Source organism: Methylophilus sp. Leaf408, assembly GCF_916856905.1.
Lineage (GTDB): Bacteria > Pseudomonadota > Gammaproteobacteria > Burkholderiales > Methylophilaceae > Methylophilus.
This window is the reverse complement of the sequence record NZ_CAKASK010000002.1, coordinates 41058-59693: the sequence shown is the minus strand read 5'-3', so window position 1 is coordinate 59693 and position 18636 is coordinate 41058. Positions and strand designations below refer to the sequence as shown.

At 50.3% G+C, this 18636-nt stretch carries 23 protein-coding genes; 16 read left to right on the top strand and 7 right to left on the bottom strand.

Going from position 1 to position 18636, the window contains the following annotated elements:
* Window positions 1–118: 118 nt before the first annotated feature.
* From LPA26_RS11165 to LPA26_RS11150, 4 genes are read left to right on the top strand one after another with little or no spacing between them, the layout of a single operon-like run.
* Window positions 119–340, top strand: coding sequence for a hypothetical protein (locus LPA26_RS11165; RefSeq protein ID WP_229008410.1), 222 nt, complete (start codon window positions 119–121; stop codon window positions 338–340).
* Entirely contained in the window at window positions 271–462 is a 192-nt protein-coding gene (locus tag LPA26_RS11160) for a hypothetical protein (RefSeq protein ID WP_370634378.1), read from the top strand. The genes LPA26_RS11165 and LPA26_RS11160 overlap by 70 nt, the downstream gene beginning before the upstream one ends.
* Window positions 459–674, top strand: a complete 216-nt coding sequence (locus tag LPA26_RS11155; protein WP_229008409.1) for a hypothetical protein — start codon at window positions 459–461, stop codon at window positions 672–674. Before LPA26_RS11160 ends, LPA26_RS11155 begins: the two co-directional genes overlap by 4 nt.
* Before the next feature lie 14 nt (window positions 675–688).
* Window positions 689–1141, top strand: a complete 453-nt coding sequence (locus LPA26_RS11150; RefSeq protein WP_229008408.1) for an autotransporter domain-containing protein — start codon at window positions 689–691, stop codon at window positions 1139–1141.
* A gap of 335 nt (window positions 1142–1476) precedes the next feature.
* Here the strand turns inward: LPA26_RS11150 and LPA26_RS11145 are convergent, their stop codons facing one another.
* Window positions 1477–1872: a TonB-dependent receptor domain-containing protein gene (locus LPA26_RS11145; RefSeq protein WP_255659234.1), complete on the bottom strand. Its 396-nt coding sequence runs from the start codon at window positions 1870–1872 to the stop codon at window positions 1477–1479.
* A 201-nt stretch (window positions 1873–2073) separates the two neighbouring features.
* Between LPA26_RS11145 and LPA26_RS11140 the strand changes: the two genes are divergently transcribed.
* The 4 genes from LPA26_RS11140 (at window position 2074) to LPA26_RS11125 (ending at window position 4035) form a co-directional block, all read left to right on the top strand.
* Window positions 2074–2556 carry a transposase gene (locus LPA26_RS11140; protein ID WP_370634377.1) on the top strand — a complete coding sequence of 161 codons (483 nt, stop codon included), beginning with the start codon at window positions 2074–2076 and terminating at the stop codon, window positions 2554–2556.
* An 8-nt stretch (window positions 2557–2564) separates the two neighbouring features.
* Window positions 2565–2780: a hypothetical protein gene (locus LPA26_RS11135; RefSeq protein ID WP_229008406.1), complete on the top strand. Its 216-nt coding sequence runs from the start codon at window positions 2565–2567 to the stop codon at window positions 2778–2780.
* A gap of 7 nt (window positions 2781–2787) precedes the next feature.
* Window positions 2788–3135 carry an EAL domain-containing protein gene (locus tag LPA26_RS11130; RefSeq protein WP_370634376.1) on the top strand — a complete coding sequence of 116 codons (348 nt, stop codon included), beginning with the start codon at window positions 2788–2790 and terminating at the stop codon, window positions 3133–3135.
* 351 nt (window positions 3136–3486) lie between these two features.
* Complete coding sequence (locus tag LPA26_RS11125) at window positions 3487–4035, top strand: GAF domain-containing protein (RefSeq protein ID WP_229008405.1); 549 nt, start codon at window positions 3487–3489, stop codon at window positions 4033–4035.
* Window positions 4036–4095: 60 nt separating this feature from the next.
* Here LPA26_RS11125 and pdeM read toward each other — a convergent pair whose 3' ends face one another.
* The 5 genes from pdeM to LPA26_RS11100 form a co-directional block, all read right to left on the bottom strand.
* Window positions 4096–4791, bottom strand: a complete 696-nt coding sequence (gene pdeM / locus LPA26_RS11120; RefSeq protein WP_229008404.1) for a ligase-associated DNA damage response endonuclease PdeM — start codon at window positions 4789–4791, stop codon at window positions 4096–4098.
* A gap of 17 nt (window positions 4792–4808) precedes the next feature.
* On the bottom strand, window positions 4809–7601 hold the full coding sequence (locus tag LPA26_RS11115) for a ligase-associated DNA damage response DEXH box helicase (protein WP_229008403.1): 2793 nt from the start codon (window positions 7599–7601) through the stop codon (window positions 4809–4811).
* Entirely contained in the window at window positions 7598–9361 is a 1764-nt protein-coding gene (locus tag LPA26_RS11110; RefSeq protein ID WP_229008402.1) for an ATP-dependent DNA ligase, read from the bottom strand. The genes LPA26_RS11115 and LPA26_RS11110 overlap by 4 nt, the downstream gene beginning before the upstream one ends.
* Window positions 9358–10479 (bottom strand): ligase-associated DNA damage response exonuclease, encoded by a 1122-nt coding sequence (locus LPA26_RS11105; RefSeq protein ID WP_229008401.1) that lies wholly within the window; start codon window positions 10477–10479, stop codon window positions 9358–9360. Before LPA26_RS11105 ends, LPA26_RS11110 begins: the two co-directional genes overlap by 4 nt.
* Window positions 10480–10957: 478 nt before the next feature.
* Window positions 10958–11596 (bottom strand): pyridoxamine 5'-phosphate oxidase family protein, encoded by a 639-nt coding sequence (locus LPA26_RS11100; protein ID WP_229008400.1) that lies wholly within the window; start codon window positions 11594–11596, stop codon window positions 10958–10960.
* A gap of 179 nt (window positions 11597–11775) precedes the next feature.
* Here LPA26_RS11100 and LPA26_RS11095 point away from each other — a divergent pair, with 179 nt between their 5' ends.
* The 4 genes from LPA26_RS11095 (at window position 11776) to LPA26_RS11080 (ending at window position 14805) form a co-directional block, all read left to right on the top strand.
* Window positions 11776–12660, top strand: coding sequence for a LysR family transcriptional regulator (locus LPA26_RS11095; RefSeq protein WP_229008399.1), 885 nt, complete (start codon window positions 11776–11778; stop codon window positions 12658–12660).
* Between the two features lie 114 nt (window positions 12661–12774).
* The gene (locus LPA26_RS11090; RefSeq protein ID WP_055827650.1) at window positions 12775–13149 is read left to right on the top strand and encodes a DsrE family protein; all 375 of its coding nucleotides are present in this window, start codon (window positions 12775–12777) and stop codon (window positions 13147–13149) included.
* 154 nt (window positions 13150–13303) lie between these two features.
* Window positions 13304–13924 carry a LexA family transcriptional regulator gene (locus LPA26_RS11085; protein ID WP_055827647.1) on the top strand — a complete coding sequence of 207 codons (621 nt, stop codon included), beginning with the start codon at window positions 13304–13306 and terminating at the stop codon, window positions 13922–13924.
* A 2-nt stretch (window positions 13925–13926) separates the two neighbouring features.
* Window positions 13927–14805: an alpha/beta fold hydrolase gene (locus LPA26_RS11080; RefSeq protein WP_229008398.1), complete on the top strand. Its 879-nt coding sequence runs from the start codon at window positions 13927–13929 to the stop codon at window positions 14803–14805.
* A gap of 205 nt (window positions 14806–15010) precedes the next feature.
* Here the strand turns inward: LPA26_RS11080 and LPA26_RS11075 are convergent, their stop codons facing one another.
* Window positions 15011–15166 (bottom strand): PEP-CTERM sorting domain-containing protein, encoded by a 156-nt coding sequence (locus tag LPA26_RS11075; protein WP_082504813.1) that lies wholly within the window; start codon window positions 15164–15166, stop codon window positions 15011–15013.
* 170 nt (window positions 15167–15336) lie between these two features.
* Here LPA26_RS11075 and LPA26_RS11070 point away from each other — a divergent pair, with 170 nt between their 5' ends.
* The 4 genes from LPA26_RS11070 (at window position 15337) to LPA26_RS11055 (ending at window position 18546) form a co-directional block, all read left to right on the top strand.
* A complete protein-coding gene (locus LPA26_RS11070) occupies window positions 15337–15720 on the top strand; it encodes a DUF6232 family protein (RefSeq protein WP_229008397.1) in 384 nt (127 codons plus the stop codon).
* 235 nt (window positions 15721–15955) lie between these two features.
* On the top strand, window positions 15956–16972 hold the full coding sequence (locus tag LPA26_RS11065; protein WP_229008396.1) for a diacylglycerol kinase family protein: 1017 nt from the start codon (window positions 15956–15958) through the stop codon (window positions 16970–16972).
* Window positions 16969–17769: a metallophosphoesterase gene (locus LPA26_RS11060; RefSeq protein ID WP_229008395.1), complete on the top strand. Its 801-nt coding sequence runs from the start codon at window positions 16969–16971 to the stop codon at window positions 17767–17769. Before LPA26_RS11065 ends, LPA26_RS11060 begins: the two co-directional genes overlap by 4 nt.
* A 30-nt stretch (window positions 17770–17799) precedes the next feature.
* On the top strand, window positions 17800–18546 hold the full coding sequence (locus LPA26_RS11055) for a phosphatase PAP2 family protein (RefSeq protein WP_229008394.1): 747 nt from the start codon (window positions 17800–17802) through the stop codon (window positions 18544–18546).
* Window positions 18547–18636: the final 90 nt, after the last annotated feature.

Genomic DNA, 18636 nt, shown 5'->3' with positions numbered 1-18636 from the left:
ATTTAGCAGTGGTACCAAATGGCAAGGCTACATCAACTACTAGCCTGGCAGTACCAGCGGAAATGCTGGTGCCAACCTCTCCACCACTTGGCAGATGACCGCCAATTCTGCTCTAAATATGCTTCACCTTAATGACACCGGCCATATCGACTTCGTCGCTCCCGGCACTGGCTTTGTTGCCAAGACCCTGAGTATAGACAAAATTGATGGCCGGAATGGCCTCGTCACCCTTAATCAAGTGCTGGATCATGGCAGTACACCCGGTGAAAGATCATTATCCGCGATGGCGGTACTGTCACCGGCACTACTTTTATCGCTATCCGCAACCATGGCGGATTAGGTGTACAGACGACGGGGGATGACATGCTGGTGGTTGAGGCAGCGGGCACGGCTGACGCCACCGCACAAATCACCAAGGATGGTTTTAAACTCAAGCAGCCGGTGTATGCCGGGGCCATATGAATACAAGCTGCATGTCGGTGATGCCAACGGCCTTGGACAGAACTGGTACCTCTTCAGATGCGACTGCGGATGCTACTGCCAAGCACCCCATGTGGCTATTCGCCAGCCAGGAACGCCTGCCAGGCGTTGACGGCAACGTCAACCCAAGCTATAGCGCCTGGATCAGCGGCCTGCACTTGGGCAGTGACCTCTGGCGTAATGAGAAAAGCTAGGGGTATATGGTTCAGTGTTGCATAGTCATGGTGATGCCAGTGGCCAACTGAGCAGCCCTACACACCGTGATGAAGGCAACCTTAGCCATACCACTTACCTGGGTGGGGTATACCTGCATAGCCAACTACCCAAAGGGGTTTACCTCAAGAGTGCCTTACAGCTTAACCATGGCCAAGGCAATATCAGCAGAGGCGATAGCGCCACCATAAAAAGCCATGGTGTGACAGCCAGCCTACAGGCAGGCCTGCCACTTTTACTCAACCAACACATGACCTTTGAACCACAGGCACAAGTGATCTACCAGGTACAAGAGTATAAAGACCTGCACCTGAGTGGTGAAACAAAAGCATGGCTGGATAGTGATAACACTATACTCAGCCGGATAGGAGCCAGGCTGGCATGGGAAGACAAACAGGCCACCCGGCCTCGGGTGAACGAAGTGTTATTCAAATGTGTGGCATCGTAGTGAAGGTAGCAGAGGGTACGTTTTAGCACCGCTGCTGCACAGAGCAGGGTGGTGGCTGACTTGCCAATACCAGTCTACAAGTCGGACTGGCTAGCCGCATGAGTTTCAAATACGGCCTTAGCCTGGCGGAGAGTATGAGTTAGCAGAAGGCGTGGCACAGGGGGGGATCTGGAGAGTATCACGGCGCAATTAAACCTGCGCTGAGGTCTGTGAGCGATACGTTGGAGTTGAAGTAATCAGGTTTAAGGTCTAGCGACTGATAACGAAAAATGGCAGCCTGTGATACCTGCAGGCTGCCATTCTTTTAAAGGGCACGGTCAACTAAAGGGCAAAGGTCAGAAATCAATGGTGGCCGAGAGTAATGCAGTGCGTGGCGCACCCATGGTGATAAAGCTGCGCGAGACGGAGTTCCAGTAATCTTTATTCGCCAGGTTCATGATGTTGGCGCGGAAAGTGACTTTATTGCCCGAGATCTTGGTGGAGTATCTTGCACCTGCATCAACCGTTGTCCAGCCAGGGATGCTCTGTGTGTTAGCGATATCGGCTTGCGCTTCGCCAAAACAGGAAATGCGGCCGGTCAATGTTAAGCCTGGCACTGCAAAAATATCATATTCACCATTAATCACGACACTTACTTTTGGCACTCCAACAGCGTCTTTACGGTCATTCATGCTATTGAGTGTTTTTGTCTGTTCTGGATCAATAAATGTTACCCCACCGAGCAGTCGCACGCCGCTGAAAGCTTAACCGAATGTAGATAGCTCCAGGCCTCGATTGCGCTGTTCACCATCTGCCACCAACCGGTTATCTGAATTGGTAAATGAGCTCGGCTGTGTGATTTGAAACACGGCCGCAGTCATGCCAAATAAGAATAATTGGGGTCAGAGTAAAATTAAGATAAATTGAGTATTTTCTTACAGATGGAATGACGAATCGCAAGACTACCAAGAGTTGCACCAGTTGGCGTTCCACAACACATTATTCAGCGCGGTAATAATCGCCACACATGTTTTGTTAGCGAGGAAGACTTTATTGCTTACCTTGGTTGGTTGAAGGAGTACTCACAGAAGTATGAGGTAGAGGTTCATGCATGGGTGTTAATGAGCAATCATGTCCATTTGTTATTTATCCCTAAAGTTGAAAATGGCATTAGTCAAATGATGCAGGCGATTGGCCGACAATATGTGCGCTATTTTAACTTCACTTACAAACGCACTGGCACTTTATGGGAGGGGCGCTATAAGTCTTGTTTGGTAGATGCTGAGAGGCATCTTTTAGAGTTGTCTCGTTACATGGAATTAAATCCTGTCAGGGCAAATATGGTTGGAGACCCCGCAAGTTATGTATGGTCTAGTTATCAAATAAATGCATTGGGCAAAGTTTCTTCGCTTTGTTCCCGCATGATTTATATGTAAGGCTAGGCATGGATACGCTAGAAAGAGCGCAGGCCTATCGTGATTTGTTTAAAAGCCACGTGGATGACGCGTTGTTAGATGATATTCGCCAAGCTGCGAAAGCAGGGATGGCTTTGGGACAGGACAGATTTAAACAAAAAATTGGGGTTTTGACTAACAGACGAAAAAGCTCCCAGAAAAGGGGTAGGCCCATGGGTTTGCTTAAAGAACAAAGTCAGGTTTAATTTTACTCTGACCCCAATTATCGTTCGCGAAGCGGGCATAGAAGTCGCAATTGATGACTTTGGCACCGGTTATTCTTCGCTGGCTTATATCAAGCGCATTGATGTCGATTACCTGAAAATTGACCGTACATTCATTACTAATATAGCCGCTGAATCTACTGATTTCCCCCTGGTTGAAGCCATCATCATGATGGCGCATCAATTAGGATTGAAAGTCATTGCAGAGGGTGTAGAAACTGAAGCGCAATTGGAACTGTTAAACAGCATGGGCTGCGATTTTATCCAGGGATATTTCTATTCAAAACCCTTGCCGCAGGCTGTTTTTGAAACCTGGCTTTTGGCGAGGAAAAGGTAATGGGTTGCAGTTTGGTTTTAACATTGACTTGTAGAAAAGTGCTAACAAAATCTTGATCATGAATAAGCCCGCTTATAAAAATAACCCTATATTTATCGCAAGAATAGTTACAGCAAGAAATATTCAAATTTTTACTCATGGAAAGATGCATGTCTTTAGCAATGAAATATGGGGTATTTTTGCAATACATTGATATTAATGAATATTTTCCTGTCTTTCCTGGTAGTTTGTTCACCATAAAAAAATAACTAAATACTCTCCTTTGTGTAGTTTTCACATCCATTATTTGTATGAAACTGTGGTAAACAATAGTACACTCTGACGTTTATCACTTCAGTAATAAAGGTTGTTATGGTTAGTCATCATGAAGAGCAGTTTAGCGAACCTGATCGTATTTCGGCCTTACGTAAACTGCTTATCTTAGACTCCCCTTACGAGGCTGTTTTTGATGCCATTGCATTGCTGGCTTCCCAGGTTTGCGGGATGCCAATCGCCCTGATCAGCCTGGTTGATAGTGAGCGACAATGGTTTAAGGCACAGGTTGGTTTAGAGGGTGTGAGGGAAACTAGTCGTGAACTGGCGTTTTGTGCGCATACCATCCGTGAAAATAGCTTGATGGAGATCAAGGATGCAACCAAAGATAGCCGTTTTCTGGATAATCCACTGGTAACAGGCCATCCTAATATTGTTTTTTATGCTGGTGCGCCGATTGCCCTGCCTCTAGGGGAAAAGATTGGTACTGTGTGTGTGATTGATACTAAACCAAATGCACTGAATGATATGCAGAAACAGGTGTTAACTGGCCTCGCAAACATCACAACAAAAGCCTTGCTTGCGAGAAGAATTTCCCTGCAAGAGTTAAATAAAGTAGCGACTCAGCACGCTAATCAGCCTGTATAGAGTGCTGACTAAAGCTCGGCCGATCATCTCCTCTTACTTTTCCTCTGGCTTGCTTCACCATTAGATATTGAAAGCTTCGTTATTTATTCGCTTCTGATTGTGCGGAACTGACCAGACACATTCACCATCTGTCACGCAAATAAAGTCACCTGCTTTATTCTCCAACACAAACCCGCCGGTAAAGTCACCAAAAGAGGGCAGCAAGGTCATGCCTTCCTGGTGGTGAAAGCACGGCAAAATCAGGCGCTGCCGACCCTTGCCCAGCAAACGGAAAGTAGGGTGGATATGGCCGGCAATCACATGATGTGTAGGGTGGGGTGCGGGAATATGTTGTAATGCAAAATCGCCCATCAGGTAAGGCTCACCCACTGTTTCAATATTCAAATCCGCTGGCGGGTCACCGGCATTTTTATCGTGATTGCCGCGTACCAGGATACATTTCATCGATTGATGTTGCGCACGCCAGTGTCTTAACGCGGCCAAAGTGGCCGGTGCATGCGACTTGGGCGCATGCAGGAAATCTCCCAGGAAAATCAGTTGCTCGGACGGGTAAGCAGATAGCAGTGCGTTCAGTCGTTGAAGGTTCTGGCTAGTGGTGCCTTGCGGCACAGGTTGACCCAAGGCACGGTATGCCGCGGCCTTGCCGAAGTGCGCATCTGCGATCAACAGCGCTTTCTGCTGCGGCCAGTAGATGGCTTTGTCGGCTAGCAAAAGCACGGTGTGAGAACGAATGTTTAAAGGTAATTCATTTTTCATTGATTACATAAACTTCCTCAAAAACCATGTCGCGCTTTAGGCGGGATAATTCCAGTGCGGCGTCGTTTCGGATTCGTTGCACTTTCAGTATCTGGTTCCATGGGCAAACCGGTTTTGCGCACGCGTTCACGTTTTTTATACACCTTCTCCTGCACGTTAAACCTTGCCTGCGCATTCACGGTTTCTTCCGGGATGTAAGCGCCAGCGCCAGCGGCTTTTTCCAGGTCGGCCACCATACGTGAAATACGTTCAGCCAGTTTTTCCGAGCTGCTGCTTTCACGGAAACGTTCTACCAGTAAAGGAAACGCAAACGGCGTCGGTCTTTTGATATGCATTAATTGTATTTGTTTGCTTTGCAGATGTTGCAGGGTGGCAGACAAGCGCGCTATCTCCAATTCCTGTTGCAGCACTTCTTCCTGCGCTTGCGTCAGCAATAAGTTCTTGGGATCGTATTTGCGGAATACATCAAAAAACAGGCTGGATGAAGCCTGTACCTGCCTGGCGCTTTTATGCGCACCGGGAAAACCGGCGAACACCAGTCCGGAAATACGCGCGATTTCGCGGAAACGTCTTTGTGCCAGTTCGCCCGCATTCAGGCTGCCAATCACGTCCTGGAGCAGATTGTCGGTTGAAAAAATATCTTTTGTTAATAACGCGTCCCAATCCACCGCTGTGGCGGAAAGCAGTTCGAGACCATAATCATTCACCGCAATGGAAAACGTATTCGGCTGATGCTTGCCTGCCCGCCAGGCCAGTAAACTGGCTAGCCCGACGTGGACGCTGCGCCCGGCGTAAGGGTATAGAAACAAATGCCAGCCTTCACGCGAGTGCATGGATTCGGCTAGCAAATTCAGGTTGGTCGGCAATGCGGACCAGTTGCTCTGCACTTGTAGCAAAGGTTTGATTAACTGCATTTCCGGGCCATCGAAATGGCCGTGCGCCGCCGCATCCATACGCGTTACCATCGCATTGGCAAGCTCGGTAGAAAGCGGCAAGCGCCCGCCATTCCAGCGCGGCACAGCGGCTTTTTTGCCTGTAGCTTTGCTCACAAAAGCCGTCATTTCATGCACGCGTACCAGTTCCAGCAGGCGTCCGCCAAACAGGAAGTGGTCACCGGGTTTGAGCCGCGCGATAAAGTTTTCTTCCACCGATCCCAAGCTCTTGCCAGACGCGCCTTTACTCCAGAATTTAACCACCATGCTGGAATCACTGACGATGGTGCCTATGCTCATGCGGTGCCGTCGGGCCAGAATTGCATCCGGCACATGCCAGACGCCGTTTTCGTCTGGAATTGCGCGGCGATAATCCGGGTAGGCAGTCAGCGACTCGCCACCGTGTTGCACAAACGCCAGTGCCCAGCGCCATTCTTCATCGGTTAAATGGCGGTAGGCGTAACAGCTGCGCACTTCTGCCAGCAAGTCATCTGCAGTAAAACCACCACCCAGCGCAATCGTCACCAGGTGTTGCACTAATACGTCCAAAGGTTTTTGCGGGGACTCACGCGGCTCCACATTACGTGCCGCAATCGCATCCTGGGCGGCCACCGATTCGATCAGCTCCAGGCTATGCGTAGGCACTACGGTCAGGCGCGAAGCGCGGCCGGGCGCATGGCCAGAGCGGCCTGCACGTTGCATCAGGCGTGCGACGCCTTTGGGCGAGCCTATCTGCAATACGCGCTCCACCGGCAGAAAGTCCACGCCCAGATCCAGGCTGGAGGTACAGACCACGGCTTTTAGCGTGCCTTCTTTAAGGCCATTCTCCACCCATTCACGTACATTCCTGTCCAGTGAGCCGTGGTGCAGTGCAATCAAACCCGCCCAGTCCGGACGCGCTTCCAGCAAAGCCTGGTACCAGATTTCGCATTGCGAGCGGGTGTTGGTGAAGATCAGGCTATTCGGGCTGGATTCAATCTGCTCCACTACTTGCGGCAGCATGCGTAAACCCAAATGACCGGCCCAGGGGAAACGTTCAATGCCGGGCGGCAATAAAGTATCTATCACCAGGTGTTTCGCCAGCTTGCCTTGCACCAGCACCGGTTTGAATTGTTTTGTATAGGATGCGTCTGGACCAGAGGGGCTTCTATCGGATACGCCGGGAATCAGGACATCCATGGCATGTTGCAAATTCCCCAATGTTGCCGATAATCCCCAAGTGATTAATGCTGGCTGCCAGCGTCGCAGGCGCGCCAGGGCCAGTTGCAACTGCACACCACGTTTGTTGCCGATCAGTTCGTGCCATTCATCCACGACTACCATTTTCAGGCTGGCAAAAGTGTCGGCGGCATCCGGGCGCGTCAGTAACAGGGTCAGGCTTTCCGGCGTGGTGATCAGCGCGGTCGGCAGGTGCCTGGATTGCCGCGAGCGCTCGGCACTGTTGGTGTCGCCAGTGCGTAAACCGATGCTCCAATCAAGGTTTAATTCATTCACTGGCGTCATTAATGCACGCTCGGTATCTGCGGCCAGCGCACGCATGGGCGTGATCCATAATACGGTCAGCGGTTGCATCAATACTTTTCGTTTGGCAGGTTTCTCAGCAGCCGTCTTTAAATGTTTAGCGGATGCCTTCGGTTTTGTGAGGGCGAAACGCTCAATTGCCGCCATCCATACTGCATAGGTTTTACCGGCGCCGGTGGTCGCGTGCAGCATGCCGGATTGACCTTGAGAGACTGCTTGCCATACTTGCTGCTGGAAAGGAAACGGCTGCCACTGATGTGTAGCAAACCATTGCCGGCTTAACTGAAAAGCGCTACGTTTTGGCTTTTCAGTGGGCTCATCATGCAGCGTCGATTCTGTAGAGTCTTCCAGGGTCATGGCAAAGCCGCTTCTTCTTTAGGTTCAGGGCGTGAAACCTGCGGCAACAATGCCTGCAAAGTCTGTAAGGTATCGGCTTCTGCCACCGGCTTATCCTGCCGCCAGCGCAGCATGCGCGGGAAGCGCACGGCGATGCCGCTTTTATGGCGTCCGCTTAAAGAAATACCTTCAAATCCTAGCTCGAATACCAGGGTCGGTTTTACGCTGCGCACGGGGCCAAATTTTTCAACCGTGGTCTTGCGGATAATCGCATCCACTTCCCGCATTTCGGCATCGGTGAGGCCGGAATACGCTTTGGCAAATGGCACCAGTTTCCGGTCCGGATTACCCTGGTCACTATCCCACACCGCAAATGTGTAATCGGTATACAGGCTGGCGCGGCGGCCATGCCCGGTCTGCGCGTAGATAAGCACCGCATCTGCGGTGTAAGGCTCTATCTTCCACTTCCACCACACGCCGACATCCTTGGTTCTGCCTATGCCGTATTGCGCATCCTTGCGCTTGAGCATAAAGCCTTCCACACCCAGGCTGCGCGAGGCTTCGCGCTGGCGATCGAGGTCTTGCCAGCTATTGCCTGTGACTAAAGGCGATAGCTGCAATTGTGGCCGGTCGCAGGTCAGAACAACCTTTTCCAGCTGTGCGCGGCGGGCAGACTGCGGTTGTTCGCGCCAGTCCTCACCCTGCCATTCGAGCAGGTCATAAGCCAGGATCACCACCGGCAGGTTTTCCAGGATTTTAGCGGTTAACGTTTTACGGCCTATGCGTTGTTGTAGTAAGGCAAACGGTTGAACCTGTCCTTGTGTCCTTTGGGGCGCAGGCTGGTCGGCGATTTGATCTTTTATCTTCTCCGGGTCAACTTCAACATCAGGCGCAGGCGCATGTTTCCAGACCACCAACTCGCCATCAATTACCGTACCATCCGGCAGGGCTTCCGCCAGCACATTCAATTCGGGGAAACGGTCAGTCACCAGTTCCTCACCGCGCGACCATACCCATAGCTGGCCGTCGCGTTTGACCAGCTGCGCGCGGATGCCATCCCATTTCCACTCCACTAACCAGTCTTGCGGGCTGCCAATCGCAGTTTCAAACTCGTCAGTCGGCAACTGTAAAGGATGGGCGAGGAAAAATGGGTAAGGCTGGCCTTCGCTACGCTCGTCACCCTCTTCATTCAGCGGCGCAATCAGTCTTAAATAATGCTCGGCAGTCGGACGTGCGGAAAGGTCGGTATAGCCAACCAGACGTTGGGCGATACGCTTGGCATCTATTTCAGCCACCGCAGACAGGGCACGCGTGACCAGCAGTTTCGAAACACCAACGCGGAAACTGCCGGTAATCAGTTTGATGCAGACCAGCTTGCTGCGCTGATCCAGTTGCTGCAATAACGGTGTCAATTGCAGGGTCAACACGTCTGGCGCCAGGCCGCGCAGCGGGAGTAGTTTGTTTTCTATCCAGGTGGCCAAACCTTCTTCTGACGTATGCGCGGATTCTGGTAACAGCAACGCCATGGTTTCCGCCAGGTCGCCCACCGAGTGGTAGCTTTCCTCAAATAGCCATTCCGGCAGGCTGGCTACAGTCAGTGTCAGTTCACGTAAAAGTTTGGTTGGGACCAGTTGGCGCGGACGGCCACCAGCCAGGAAATAGACGGCCCAAGCGGCGTCAGCGTGAGAGGCTAGCAGGAAATAATCACGCAACGCAGCCAGTTTGGCATTGCTGCTGGTGGTGGCATCCAGCCTGCTATATAAATCGGCAAACGCTTTCAAACGGTCGCCTTTGCTATGTTCATTTGCTCGCTGCCCTCAGTCTCAGGTGGCAGCTCGGCTTCGGGTGGCAAAGCAGTCTCCGTTATTTGGCTGCTTTCTGAAGATTCAGGTGACAGGTCTGTTTCTGCTTCAGCTGCTTCTTCGCCGTACTCGGTGACAAAGCCTTGCGCATCCAGGCCTTGCTCGCATAACCAGCGCACCATGGGGTGTACTTGCCCGTGCGTGACAAACACGCGTTCGGCACCAGTGGCTTGAATGGCAGTTTGCAAACCAGGCCAGTCTGCATGGTCAGACATAATAAAACCGCGGTCCACACCACGACGTCGGCGAGTGCCGCGTAACTGCATCCAGCCACTGGCAAACGCATCCGAATAATCACCAAAACGTTTGATCCAAGGTGTACCCTGCGCTGAGGGCGGAGCCAGCACTATGCTTTTGCCTATCTGAGATTTATCCTGCATGTCGCTGACATATTGGGTGGCTGGCAGGTTGACGCCCGCTTCCCGATAGACTTTATTCAAGGGTTCGACCGCGCCATGGACCAGGATTGGCCCAATGTGCGGGTTTAGCCCGGACAGCAACCGTTGCGCTTTACCGAAAGAATAGCAAAACAGCACGCTGGCACGATTGTTATCGGCATTGCTTTGCCACCACTGGTTGATGTCAGCAAAAATCTCGTCCTGCGGCTGCCATTTGTAAATCGGCAGGCCAAAGGTGGATTCGGTAATAAAGGTATGGCAGCGTACGCTTTCAAACGGCGCGCAGGTGCCGTCGGGCTCTACTTTGTAATCGCCCGAAGCTACCCATACTTCACCTTTGTATTCCAGCCTCACCTGGGCAGAACCCAGCACATGCCCAGCGGGATGCAGGCTCAGCTTCACACCATGGTGATTGATGACTTCGCCATATTCCAGCGTCAGCAGATTAATATCCTCACCCAGGCGCTTGCGCAGAATACCTTCACCAGCGGCCGCAGCCAGGTAATGCGAGTGACCAGTGCGCGCGTGGTCGCCATGCCCGTGCGTGATGACGGCACGTTCTACCTGCCGCCAGGGATCAATGTAAAAGTCGCCAGGTGGGCAATACAACCCTTCGGGACGGGCTACCACTAGTTCCATGAGGTTAAATCCAACACTTATCTGGATGATTAAATATGGGGATATGACAGCACTAATACAATTTCATTCTGCATGCGGAATAAAAAATGCAAACAGCAAAAATCTCAGTATTGAGGGATAAAGCAACAAATAGATTATTAGGTTAGCGATCGACTTAAAGTGACTGAGCGCCCACTGCCTTTTATGTTCCACGGCTATTTAATCGTGCTGTGGTTTATGGGCCCCTATCTGACGCGCCGAGTAGCGCAGTCAGCGTGGGAGATGTCGGTCAGCGTCTGTTCAAGTTCCGCAACAAGCCACGGCGTGTGTGGCTTGTCAGGGCGAGTTTCGCTGGACGCCCACGCTGATGAGCAACGCAGGAAACAAGCGGAAGCTAGGGTGCATTTCTTTTGGTTACTTATTCTTTGTGCAAGCAAAGAAAAGTAACTCGCCAAGAGGCGAAATGAATATTTTAAGAATACCTATCGAGGATCACCCTTCATACATTGGAGAGTTTTCTCTCTAACTCTTTCAGTCGCGCTTCCAGCAAAGCAATCCTCTGGTCACGTTCCTGGATTGCCGGTATCACATCCTCTACTTTTAAGAGTTTCGGAATATGTTTAGGGCAATTCGCATCCCAGGCCTTGATGGTAAAGACAATCACGCGCTCAACCTTGGCCGGATAATCGGGTGAAGTAACGCGCGCGATTAACGCCTGATCGCCGCTCACAATCTTTGCCTCGCCCCAGATTTTGACGCGTTGTGTATTGGCGTAATCCATCAGGAAAAGCTGTGCCTTTGGGTTTTCATCCAGGTTGCCTGCTGTAATGTATTGCTTGTTACCCGCATAATCGGCAAAGGCCAGCGTTTGCTCATCCAGCACATGCAGGAAACCTAGCGGACCGCCGCGATGCTGCATATAAGGTTGTCCCTCGGCATTGGCCGTGGCAATGTACATACTGGTCTGCGCTGCAATAAAGTCGGCCAGCACTGGTGTCACGCGGGATTCCCAACCGCGGGTGCTTTCGAATTTTGCATAGCCCGATCTCGACCCCATTTCTTCCTGTCTGGCTTTCACTGCTGCTGTGAATACGACGTCACTGGGGGATACCAAGGTTGAAGCGAATGATTCAGTCATGATCTTCTCCTCTGCTTGTTTACTGATGGACGAATTTTAGTAAATAATGCGAAGGAGAGAATCAGGGCTAGCCGCAATACATTATTTCGCCCACAGAAATATTGCAGGTGACCATGTCGTTAATGAATGTATAAGAGAAACGTAATCATGGGAGAAATACTATCGACCAGTTTCATTTAATGCGCGTGTTTGCCAGCGTCGCTGAAGAGGGCGGCTTTGCGGCTGCTTCTCGCAAGCTGGATATTTCCCCGGCGGCAGTCACGCGTGCGGTGGTGGCGCTGGAAGAGCAACTGGGCGCCAGGCTATTGCAAAGAACCACACGGAATGTGCGCTTGACCGATGCCGGCCGTCAGTATTACGAAAATGTGCGGGCTATCCTGGTCAGCATTGCCGAGGCGAATGAAGCGGTTGCTGAAAGTAATGCCACACCGCGTGGCACGCTTTCAATCACCGCACCGGTGATGTTCGGGCGCCTGTTTGTCATGCCTTGCCTGATCGATTACATGCAACGTTACCCACAGGTTAATATGGTGGCAAACCTGGTTGACCGCGTCACCAACCTGGTGGATGAAGGCATGGATGTCGCGATCCGTATCGGGCATTTGCCTGACTCCGGGCTGCGTGCGATCAAAGTAGGGGAGGTCCGGCGGGTACTCTGTGCATCACCCGCATACCTGGAAAAATCCGGCACGCCCAGGCAGCCCGCTGATTTGACTAAACATTCCATTATTTCATCCAGCGCCGTATCACCGCATACCGAATGGCATTTTAAAGCCGGTCATGAGCCGTTACAGGTACGTATGGATCCGCGCCTGACCGTTACCAGCAATGATGCGGCACTCGCGGCTGCCATCGGCGACTTGGGTATTGCGCGCCTGCTTTCATACCAGGTGTGGAACGAGATTGAAACAAACGCCGTACATGTGATCCTCGAAGACTATGAAGAAGAGCCCTGGCCTGTGCATGTGGTGCACAGAGAAGATAAACTAGGCTCATCCAAAGTACGCAGCTTCATCGACTACATTGTCGAAAACTTGCGTGCGAACCGAAAATTGAATCCTTGACGATATTGCGCCTGGCGAAACAATCCATTTCACCGTAAGTAGTTTTTCCCACTGCCTTCAATCTCTAACATTCGGGCTGTCAATCAAGACATCACCCGAACAAAGGAGAGCAACATGAAAGCAGCCATCATCATTTTTTCCGATCCCACCCACGGCGGTGAAGAAGCGTTGGGACGCGCCTTCAATGGCCTGGCAGCCGCCTATGATTTCAAGCAGAAAAACATAGACGTTGCAGTTTATTTTCAGGGCACCGGCACGCGCTGGGTTAGTCACCTGAACAAAGTCGGTCATCCTTTATATCAACTGTATTCCGCAGTGTCTGATGTGGTCGCCGGTGTTTCATGTGGCTGCGCGGATGTGTTTGGTGCCAGGGACGAAGCAGAAAAACATGGTTTTGATCTGGTGACAGATAACAGTGTGCCGGGGACGTCTGGCTTGACCAGCATCGCCCAGTTATCCAGCGACGGCTACACCATTTTCAATTTCTGATCAGTGCCATTCTGTCGCTAGCGCCTGAAATAAAGGTGCTAGCGACCAGTTAAAAAGAGCTGCGATTTATCCGCACCATCACACTTCAACGATTTACATAAAATTAATCTGATTATTGTTACAATAAAAACTGATTGTTGTTACAATAAAATCCATGAGTGAAGAAGACAAGAAAAATGGTGGCAAAAGACCTGGTTCAGGCCGCAAGCATGGCACCGGTACTTACATGGAAGCGACCAGCGTTATCCGCGTACCAGACAGCCAAAAGCCGGTCATTGCCAGCTTTCTGGAGGCGTATGCCAAGAAGCAACGGCTGCGCCAGATGGAAGGCAATCTGGATAGTGTGGGTGAATTTGCACAGTTAGCCGAAACGCTGGATAGTTTAAGTTTGCCGCTGTACCAGTCCAAAGTGCCCGCCGGTTTGCCATCTCCGGCTGATAGCGATGAAGAGTCGCGCATGGACCCGAATGGCTATTTGATCCAGGATCCGGCCAATACTTTTTTTGTCACTATCCAGGGCGAATCCATGATCGAGGCCGGGTTGTTGCCCGGTGATAAAGCAATTGTGAATAAAAGAAAACAGGCATCGATAGGCGATATCGTGCTGGCGATGATTGATGGCGAATTCACCATCAAAACCTTAGCCAAACAAAAGAACGGCGACCCCAAGTTATTGCCGGCCAACTCTTCAGGTAAATATGAACCTATCCTCATCCAGGGCAAAATGCAATTCGCAATCTGGGGTGTGGTGACCGGTTCTTTCAGGAAGTTTTAATCATGACACGCAAAAACATTATTTCTGCAAACTGGATGGATACGATGTGCCGCGCAAACGGCATCAATATTCACTATTTAAGAACGGGTGGCGCAGACAAGCCTACACTAATCGCGCTGCATGGCTTGACCGGTAGTGGTGCGTGCTGGTCGCAATTGGCGCGTGAGCTGGAAGAGCACTTCGACATCATCATGCCTGATGCACGCGGCCATGGCTATTCCAGTGCGCCACAGCATGGCTACACCTATCAAGACCATGCCAATGATGTGATCGAGCTGATCAGGACGCTGGATATTAAATCACCCTACCTGCTTGGTCACTCGATGGGCGGCATGACGGCGGCAATGGTTGCCAGCCGGTTGGGTTTCGCTGTCAGCGGCATTATCCTGGCCGACCCTACGTTTGTCAGCCCTGAATTTCAAAACCGCGTGTACGAGAGTGATATGGTTGAGCAACACCGGCAGATGCTGAAGTCGACCAAAGAGGAGTTATTCAGGGAAGCCAAAGCCAGGTACCGCTATCGCTCATCCGAGGTCATCGAATACATTGTGCAGGCAAGGTTACGGACCAGCGAGAACGCATTTGATGTGCTGATTCCGCCTAACCCCGAATTTGACGAACTGATCCGCAATATTTATGTACCGACGTTATTGGTGCTTGGCAGCGAAGGTATTGTGTCTGCCGAGACAGCGCGCGAATTGCATGCACTGAACCCGGATCTGCAATACAAGCTGATTCCTGATGTCGGGCATGGGTTACCGTACGATGAACCTGCGCGCCTGGCTGCGGCAATTGATACATTTCTAAAACCAAAAGTAACGTCCACAAATCATATCAAGAAACCAGGCAGGTTCTCTCTGCAGACTGCAGGTGCGTATTAAGGTAAATCCAGTTTATAAGTGAATCTTGGGTTCACTTATAAACAGTGCAGCAAAAACGGATTTTTGATAGCTCGCTGGTGACGTATCAGCCTTTGAGCTCTGAAAATACTGTATTTCGGAATCCGTCATTGCTCTCAGTGAGAGTCACAGGTAGCGTACCAGGCAAGGTTAAAGCGATACTGGCAACTACTATTCAAACACTCGTCTATTTCTGACGAAACACAATCACACCAATCAGTCCCACGCCAAACAGCATCAGGCTAATGCTTTCTGGTTCAGGCACTGGAGAGTTAGTAGATGAAGCGGCATTAGCTGCTGCTGTAGCGAGCAAGCCTGTAATAAAAATCAATTTCTGAAACATATTTTTCTTTATTGTTGTTAGTGGTGACACTGAGAATTCTATGAGGGGCATTGTGTTACAACAATGGCCCACATTGGCTAAGACTAAAGGACTAAAATATATTGTTATTTATTGTATATTTATAGTAATATAATGTTAACACATTTTATCACTACGATGGAGGTGAATTTATGGAAGAGTCCATTTACTTCAGTCATCACGGCATAAGTGTCAGTAACAGCCGGTTTATTGTTAACGGTAAACCGATACCCATCAAACATGTCACAACGGTCGAATCGAAGAAGCTTAGCCCAAACTTGGGTATGGCTAAAGTTTGCCTGATGGGCGGTCTGCTAATGCTTTTTGGTAATGGTAACTTACCTTTGATCGGTACCTTTTCATTGGTCTATGGTGCGGTCATGTGGCTGCTTGCCACCCCACAATATGCAGTGGTGATCCATACTTTGGCTGGCAATATCCAGGCAGTCATCGGCGATAACATTTTAGATGTTGAAAACGTGCTGACAGCTTTGAATGTCGCACTTGCCTTGCGTGGCAGCTCAGCGCAAGTGTAAGTAATTTCGAGTTAGATTCCTCTGCCTCTCGTGATCCTTAGCTTGATTCAGGATGCGAGAGATTTTTTTGCCCACGATCTGCCGCTTCAAGCCGAGATTGCATACATGCATTTTCCTAAAAGATTTTATGTTCAGATGATTAATTATTTCGTTAATGATTAACACAACTATTTTTTGTATGGATTAAATCTGCAAAAGGTGTGAAACTTCATGAACATCTTTATGTATTAAACATATGAACAACTCACTCCCGCAACCACCGCCGCATTCTGCAGAGAATCCATCCAATCATTTTCCTCCACTATTTATCGTCTTAAACGCCGGTTCCGGCGCAAAAGATGCAGCGACGGTCGCCAATGAATTGGCAAAAATATTTCACGAGGCTGAGCAGCCCTATGAGTTGTTTTTATGCCAGCGCGGCTCAGACCTGCCAGAAATGACCAACAAGGCATTGGAACAGGCAGGTCATCGTCATGGGGTGGTCGCCGCAGCGGGCGGGGATGGCACCATACGTTTTGTCGCGCAGAAGGTGCTGGCTGCCGGATTGCCGTTTGGCATAGTGCCACTAGGCACCTTCAATTACTTTGCGCGTGACAATGGAATACCGCAGGATGTGGCGTTAGCCGCTAAAGCGTTGATTGATGGCATGCGTATTGGTAGTGAGCGGCAAATACAGGTGGGGCTACTCAATGATGAGGTTTTTCTGGTGAATGCCAGCCTGGGGCTCTATCCGCAACTACTTGCAGACCGGGAGGAGTTTAAACAGCAGCATGGCCGTAACCGCGCGGTCGCCAAAGTGGCGGCTTTTCTTACCTTGTTAAAGCGCGATATCAAAATGCTGCTACGCATTGAGCATAGCGGCGGGCAACAGGAAAGCGGGGAGGAAGTCCTGCCTGCTTCAACAATCTTTGTAGGCAACAACGCGATACAGCTGGAGGCTATCGGCCTCCAGCCTGAATCTGAACAGGTCCAAAATGGACAACTTGCCATTATTGCACTCCCGCCTATGACAGCAACTGAACGGGTGGCGGTGGCATTTCACGGCATGCTAGGCGTGCTAAGCAAGTCGCAGAATGTCACCCACTTTGCCTGTCGTCAGCTGGTGGTTGAACCCTTATTGCGCCGCCACAAGCGTTCTGTAAAGGTGGCGATGGATGGTGAAGTTTCACGCATGCAGCCGCCTTTGACATTCCGAGTCGGGCCCAAGCCCTTGCGACTGGTTGCCCATATATCGTCAGGAAACGAAGTATGAGTGTGATCCTCCATCTTTCCGACACTCATTTCGGAACCGAGCAACCACCAGTAATGGCTGCTTTATTGCAGCTAGCGCAAGAAATACGCCCTGATATCGCCATCCTGTCCGGAGACGTTACGCAGCGTGCCCGCGCCACACAATTTGATAGCGCCCGCAGCTTTCTGGATCAATTGGCTGCGTCGGTTAAGCTGGTGATTCCTGGCAATCATGATATTCCCCTGTTTAATATTTTTGCGCGTATTTTTAATCCCTATGGCAATTACCGACGCGTATTTGGTCGGGAGCTTGCGCCGCAATTTTCCAATCAGGATGTACAGGTGATTGGCGTGAATACCACTCGGCCCTGGCGTCACGCGGATGGTGAAGTTTCCAGGCAGCAAATTGAAAGTGTCTCTCAAAAATTGCAGAGCGCATCACCAAATCAGTTGCGTATCGTCGTTGTGCACCAGCCGGTATACGTTGAGCGCGAAAGCGATAAAGAGAATTTGCTGCATGGGCACCAAAAGGCGATAGCGGCCTGGGCAGCAGCGGGGGCAGACCTGATTTTAAGTGGGCATATTCATCTAGCCTATATCCGCAATCTGCAAGAAAAGTTTCAGGATGTCACACGCCCATTCTGGATAGTGTCCGCGGGTACTGCCGTATCGAAGCGGGTACGCGAAAAAAAGCCAAATTCAGTGAATCTTATCCGCTATGACTCAGTACTACGTTCTTGCATAGTGGAGCGGATGGATTTTGATGCAGCATCCTCCCGGTTTATCATTGCAGAAAACAAGCTATTGAAGCTTTCTTAGGGATATGCAAACTAGGGTTAAGCGCTGACCATGTCGTGGATATTACTTGGCAGTATCCTGTCCGTCGCTCTCGTTATTATGCTGGTGGTTTGGGGTTGTCGAGTGATGGATAGCCCTCAATCACTGCGGATCCATATAACGCTCGGCGGCATAATGGTGATGCTCACAGGGTCACTATTTGGCTTTATTGCCAACAATGTTGTCAGCGGTGGTACGTTGACAGTCGTCGATATCGAAATTGCCCAATGGTTGCATGAGCATGGCTCTCCACTTTTAACTCAATGCCTGCTTATCATTACCAACTTGCATGATCCTTGGGTGATTAGCCCTGTCGCCGCTTTAATAACGTTAACGCTCGCCTGGAAAAAACGTTGGTATGCAGCTTTGGCGATTTTGTTAATTGTGCAAGGAGGCATGCTGCTCAATCTACTTGCCAAGCAAATTTTTCACCGGGCGCGCCCATCATTTGAAAATCCACTTATCACGCTGACTACCTACAGTTTCCCCAGCGGGCATGTCGTCGCCAGTACGGTTTTTTATGGTGTATTGGCTGCACTGCTGATTACAAAAACGCATTCGCGGAGTGGAGCCGCAGTTATTCTGCTGATCGCTTCTGCGATGATTGTACTGGTTGCGTTTAGCCGACTGTATCTAGGCGCGCATTATCTAAGTGATGTACTGGCAGCATTTCTGGAAGCCATTGCCTGGCTGGTATTGTGTTTAACCGCTATCCATAGCCATCGTATTTGTTACCAACAACGTTCAATTTTTTATTGAACTATCAAACCTCATTTTTATCCTATTTTCTCTGTGTTGGGTAATGGTTAGTGTTTCTGTTTGTGAAATTCTCAAAACCTCGTTTGCTTC

What these genes read in the sequence shown, in the direction of transcription:
- LPA26_RS11165 (WP_229008410.1), top strand. Translation starts at nt 119, where the DNA reads ATGCTTCACCTTAATGACACCGGCCATATCGACTTCGTCGCTCCCGGC.
- LPA26_RS11155 (WP_229008409.1), top strand. Translation starts at nt 459, where the DNA reads ATGAATACAAGCTGCATGTCGGTGATGCCAACGGCCTTGGACAGAACT.
- LPA26_RS11135 (WP_229008406.1), top strand. Translation starts at nt 2,565, where the DNA reads ATGGATACGCTAGAAAGAGCGCAGGCCTATCGTGATTTGTTTAAAAGC.
- LPA26_RS11125 (WP_229008405.1), top strand. Translation starts at nt 3,487, where the DNA reads ATGGTTAGTCATCATGAAGAGCAGTTTAGCGAACCTGATCGTATTTCG.
- pdeM (WP_229008404.1), bottom strand. Translation starts at nt 4,791, where the DNA reads ATGAAAAATGAATTACCTTTAAACATTCGTTCTCACACCGTGCTTTTG.
- LPA26_RS11115 (WP_229008403.1), bottom strand. Translation starts at nt 7,601, where the DNA reads ATGACCCTGGAAGACTCTACAGAATCGACGCTGCATGATGAGCCCACT.
- LPA26_RS11105 (WP_229008401.1), bottom strand. Translation starts at nt 10,479, where the DNA reads ATGGAACTAGTGGTAGCCCGTCCCGAAGGGTTGTATTGCCCACCTGGC.
- LPA26_RS11100 (WP_229008400.1), bottom strand. Translation starts at nt 11,596, where the DNA reads ATGACTGAATCATTCGCTTCAACCTTGGTATCCCCCAGTGACGTCGTA.
- LPA26_RS11095 (WP_229008399.1), top strand. Translation starts at nt 11,776, where the DNA reads ATGCGCGTGTTTGCCAGCGTCGCTGAAGAGGGCGGCTTTGCGGCTGCT.
- LPA26_RS11090 (WP_055827650.1), top strand. Translation starts at nt 12,775, where the DNA reads ATGAAAGCAGCCATCATCATTTTTTCCGATCCCACCCACGGCGGTGAA.
- LPA26_RS11085 (WP_055827647.1), top strand. Translation starts at nt 13,304, where the DNA reads ATGAGTGAAGAAGACAAGAAAAATGGTGGCAAAAGACCTGGTTCAGGC.
- LPA26_RS11080 (WP_229008398.1), top strand. Translation starts at nt 13,927, where the DNA reads ATGACACGCAAAAACATTATTTCTGCAAACTGGATGGATACGATGTGC.
- LPA26_RS11075 (WP_082504813.1), bottom strand. Translation starts at nt 15,166, where the DNA reads ATGTTTCAGAAATTGATTTTTATTACAGGCTTGCTCGCTACAGCAGCA.
- LPA26_RS11070 (WP_229008397.1), top strand. Translation starts at nt 15,337, where the DNA reads ATGGAAGAGTCCATTTACTTCAGTCATCACGGCATAAGTGTCAGTAAC.
- LPA26_RS11065 (WP_229008396.1), top strand. Translation starts at nt 15,956, where the DNA reads ATGAACAACTCACTCCCGCAACCACCGCCGCATTCTGCAGAGAATCCA.
- LPA26_RS11060 (WP_229008395.1), top strand. Translation starts at nt 16,969, where the DNA reads ATGAGTGTGATCCTCCATCTTTCCGACACTCATTTCGGAACCGAGCAA.
- LPA26_RS11055 (WP_229008394.1), top strand. Translation starts at nt 17,800, where the DNA reads ATGTCGTGGATATTACTTGGCAGTATCCTGTCCGTCGCTCTCGTTATT.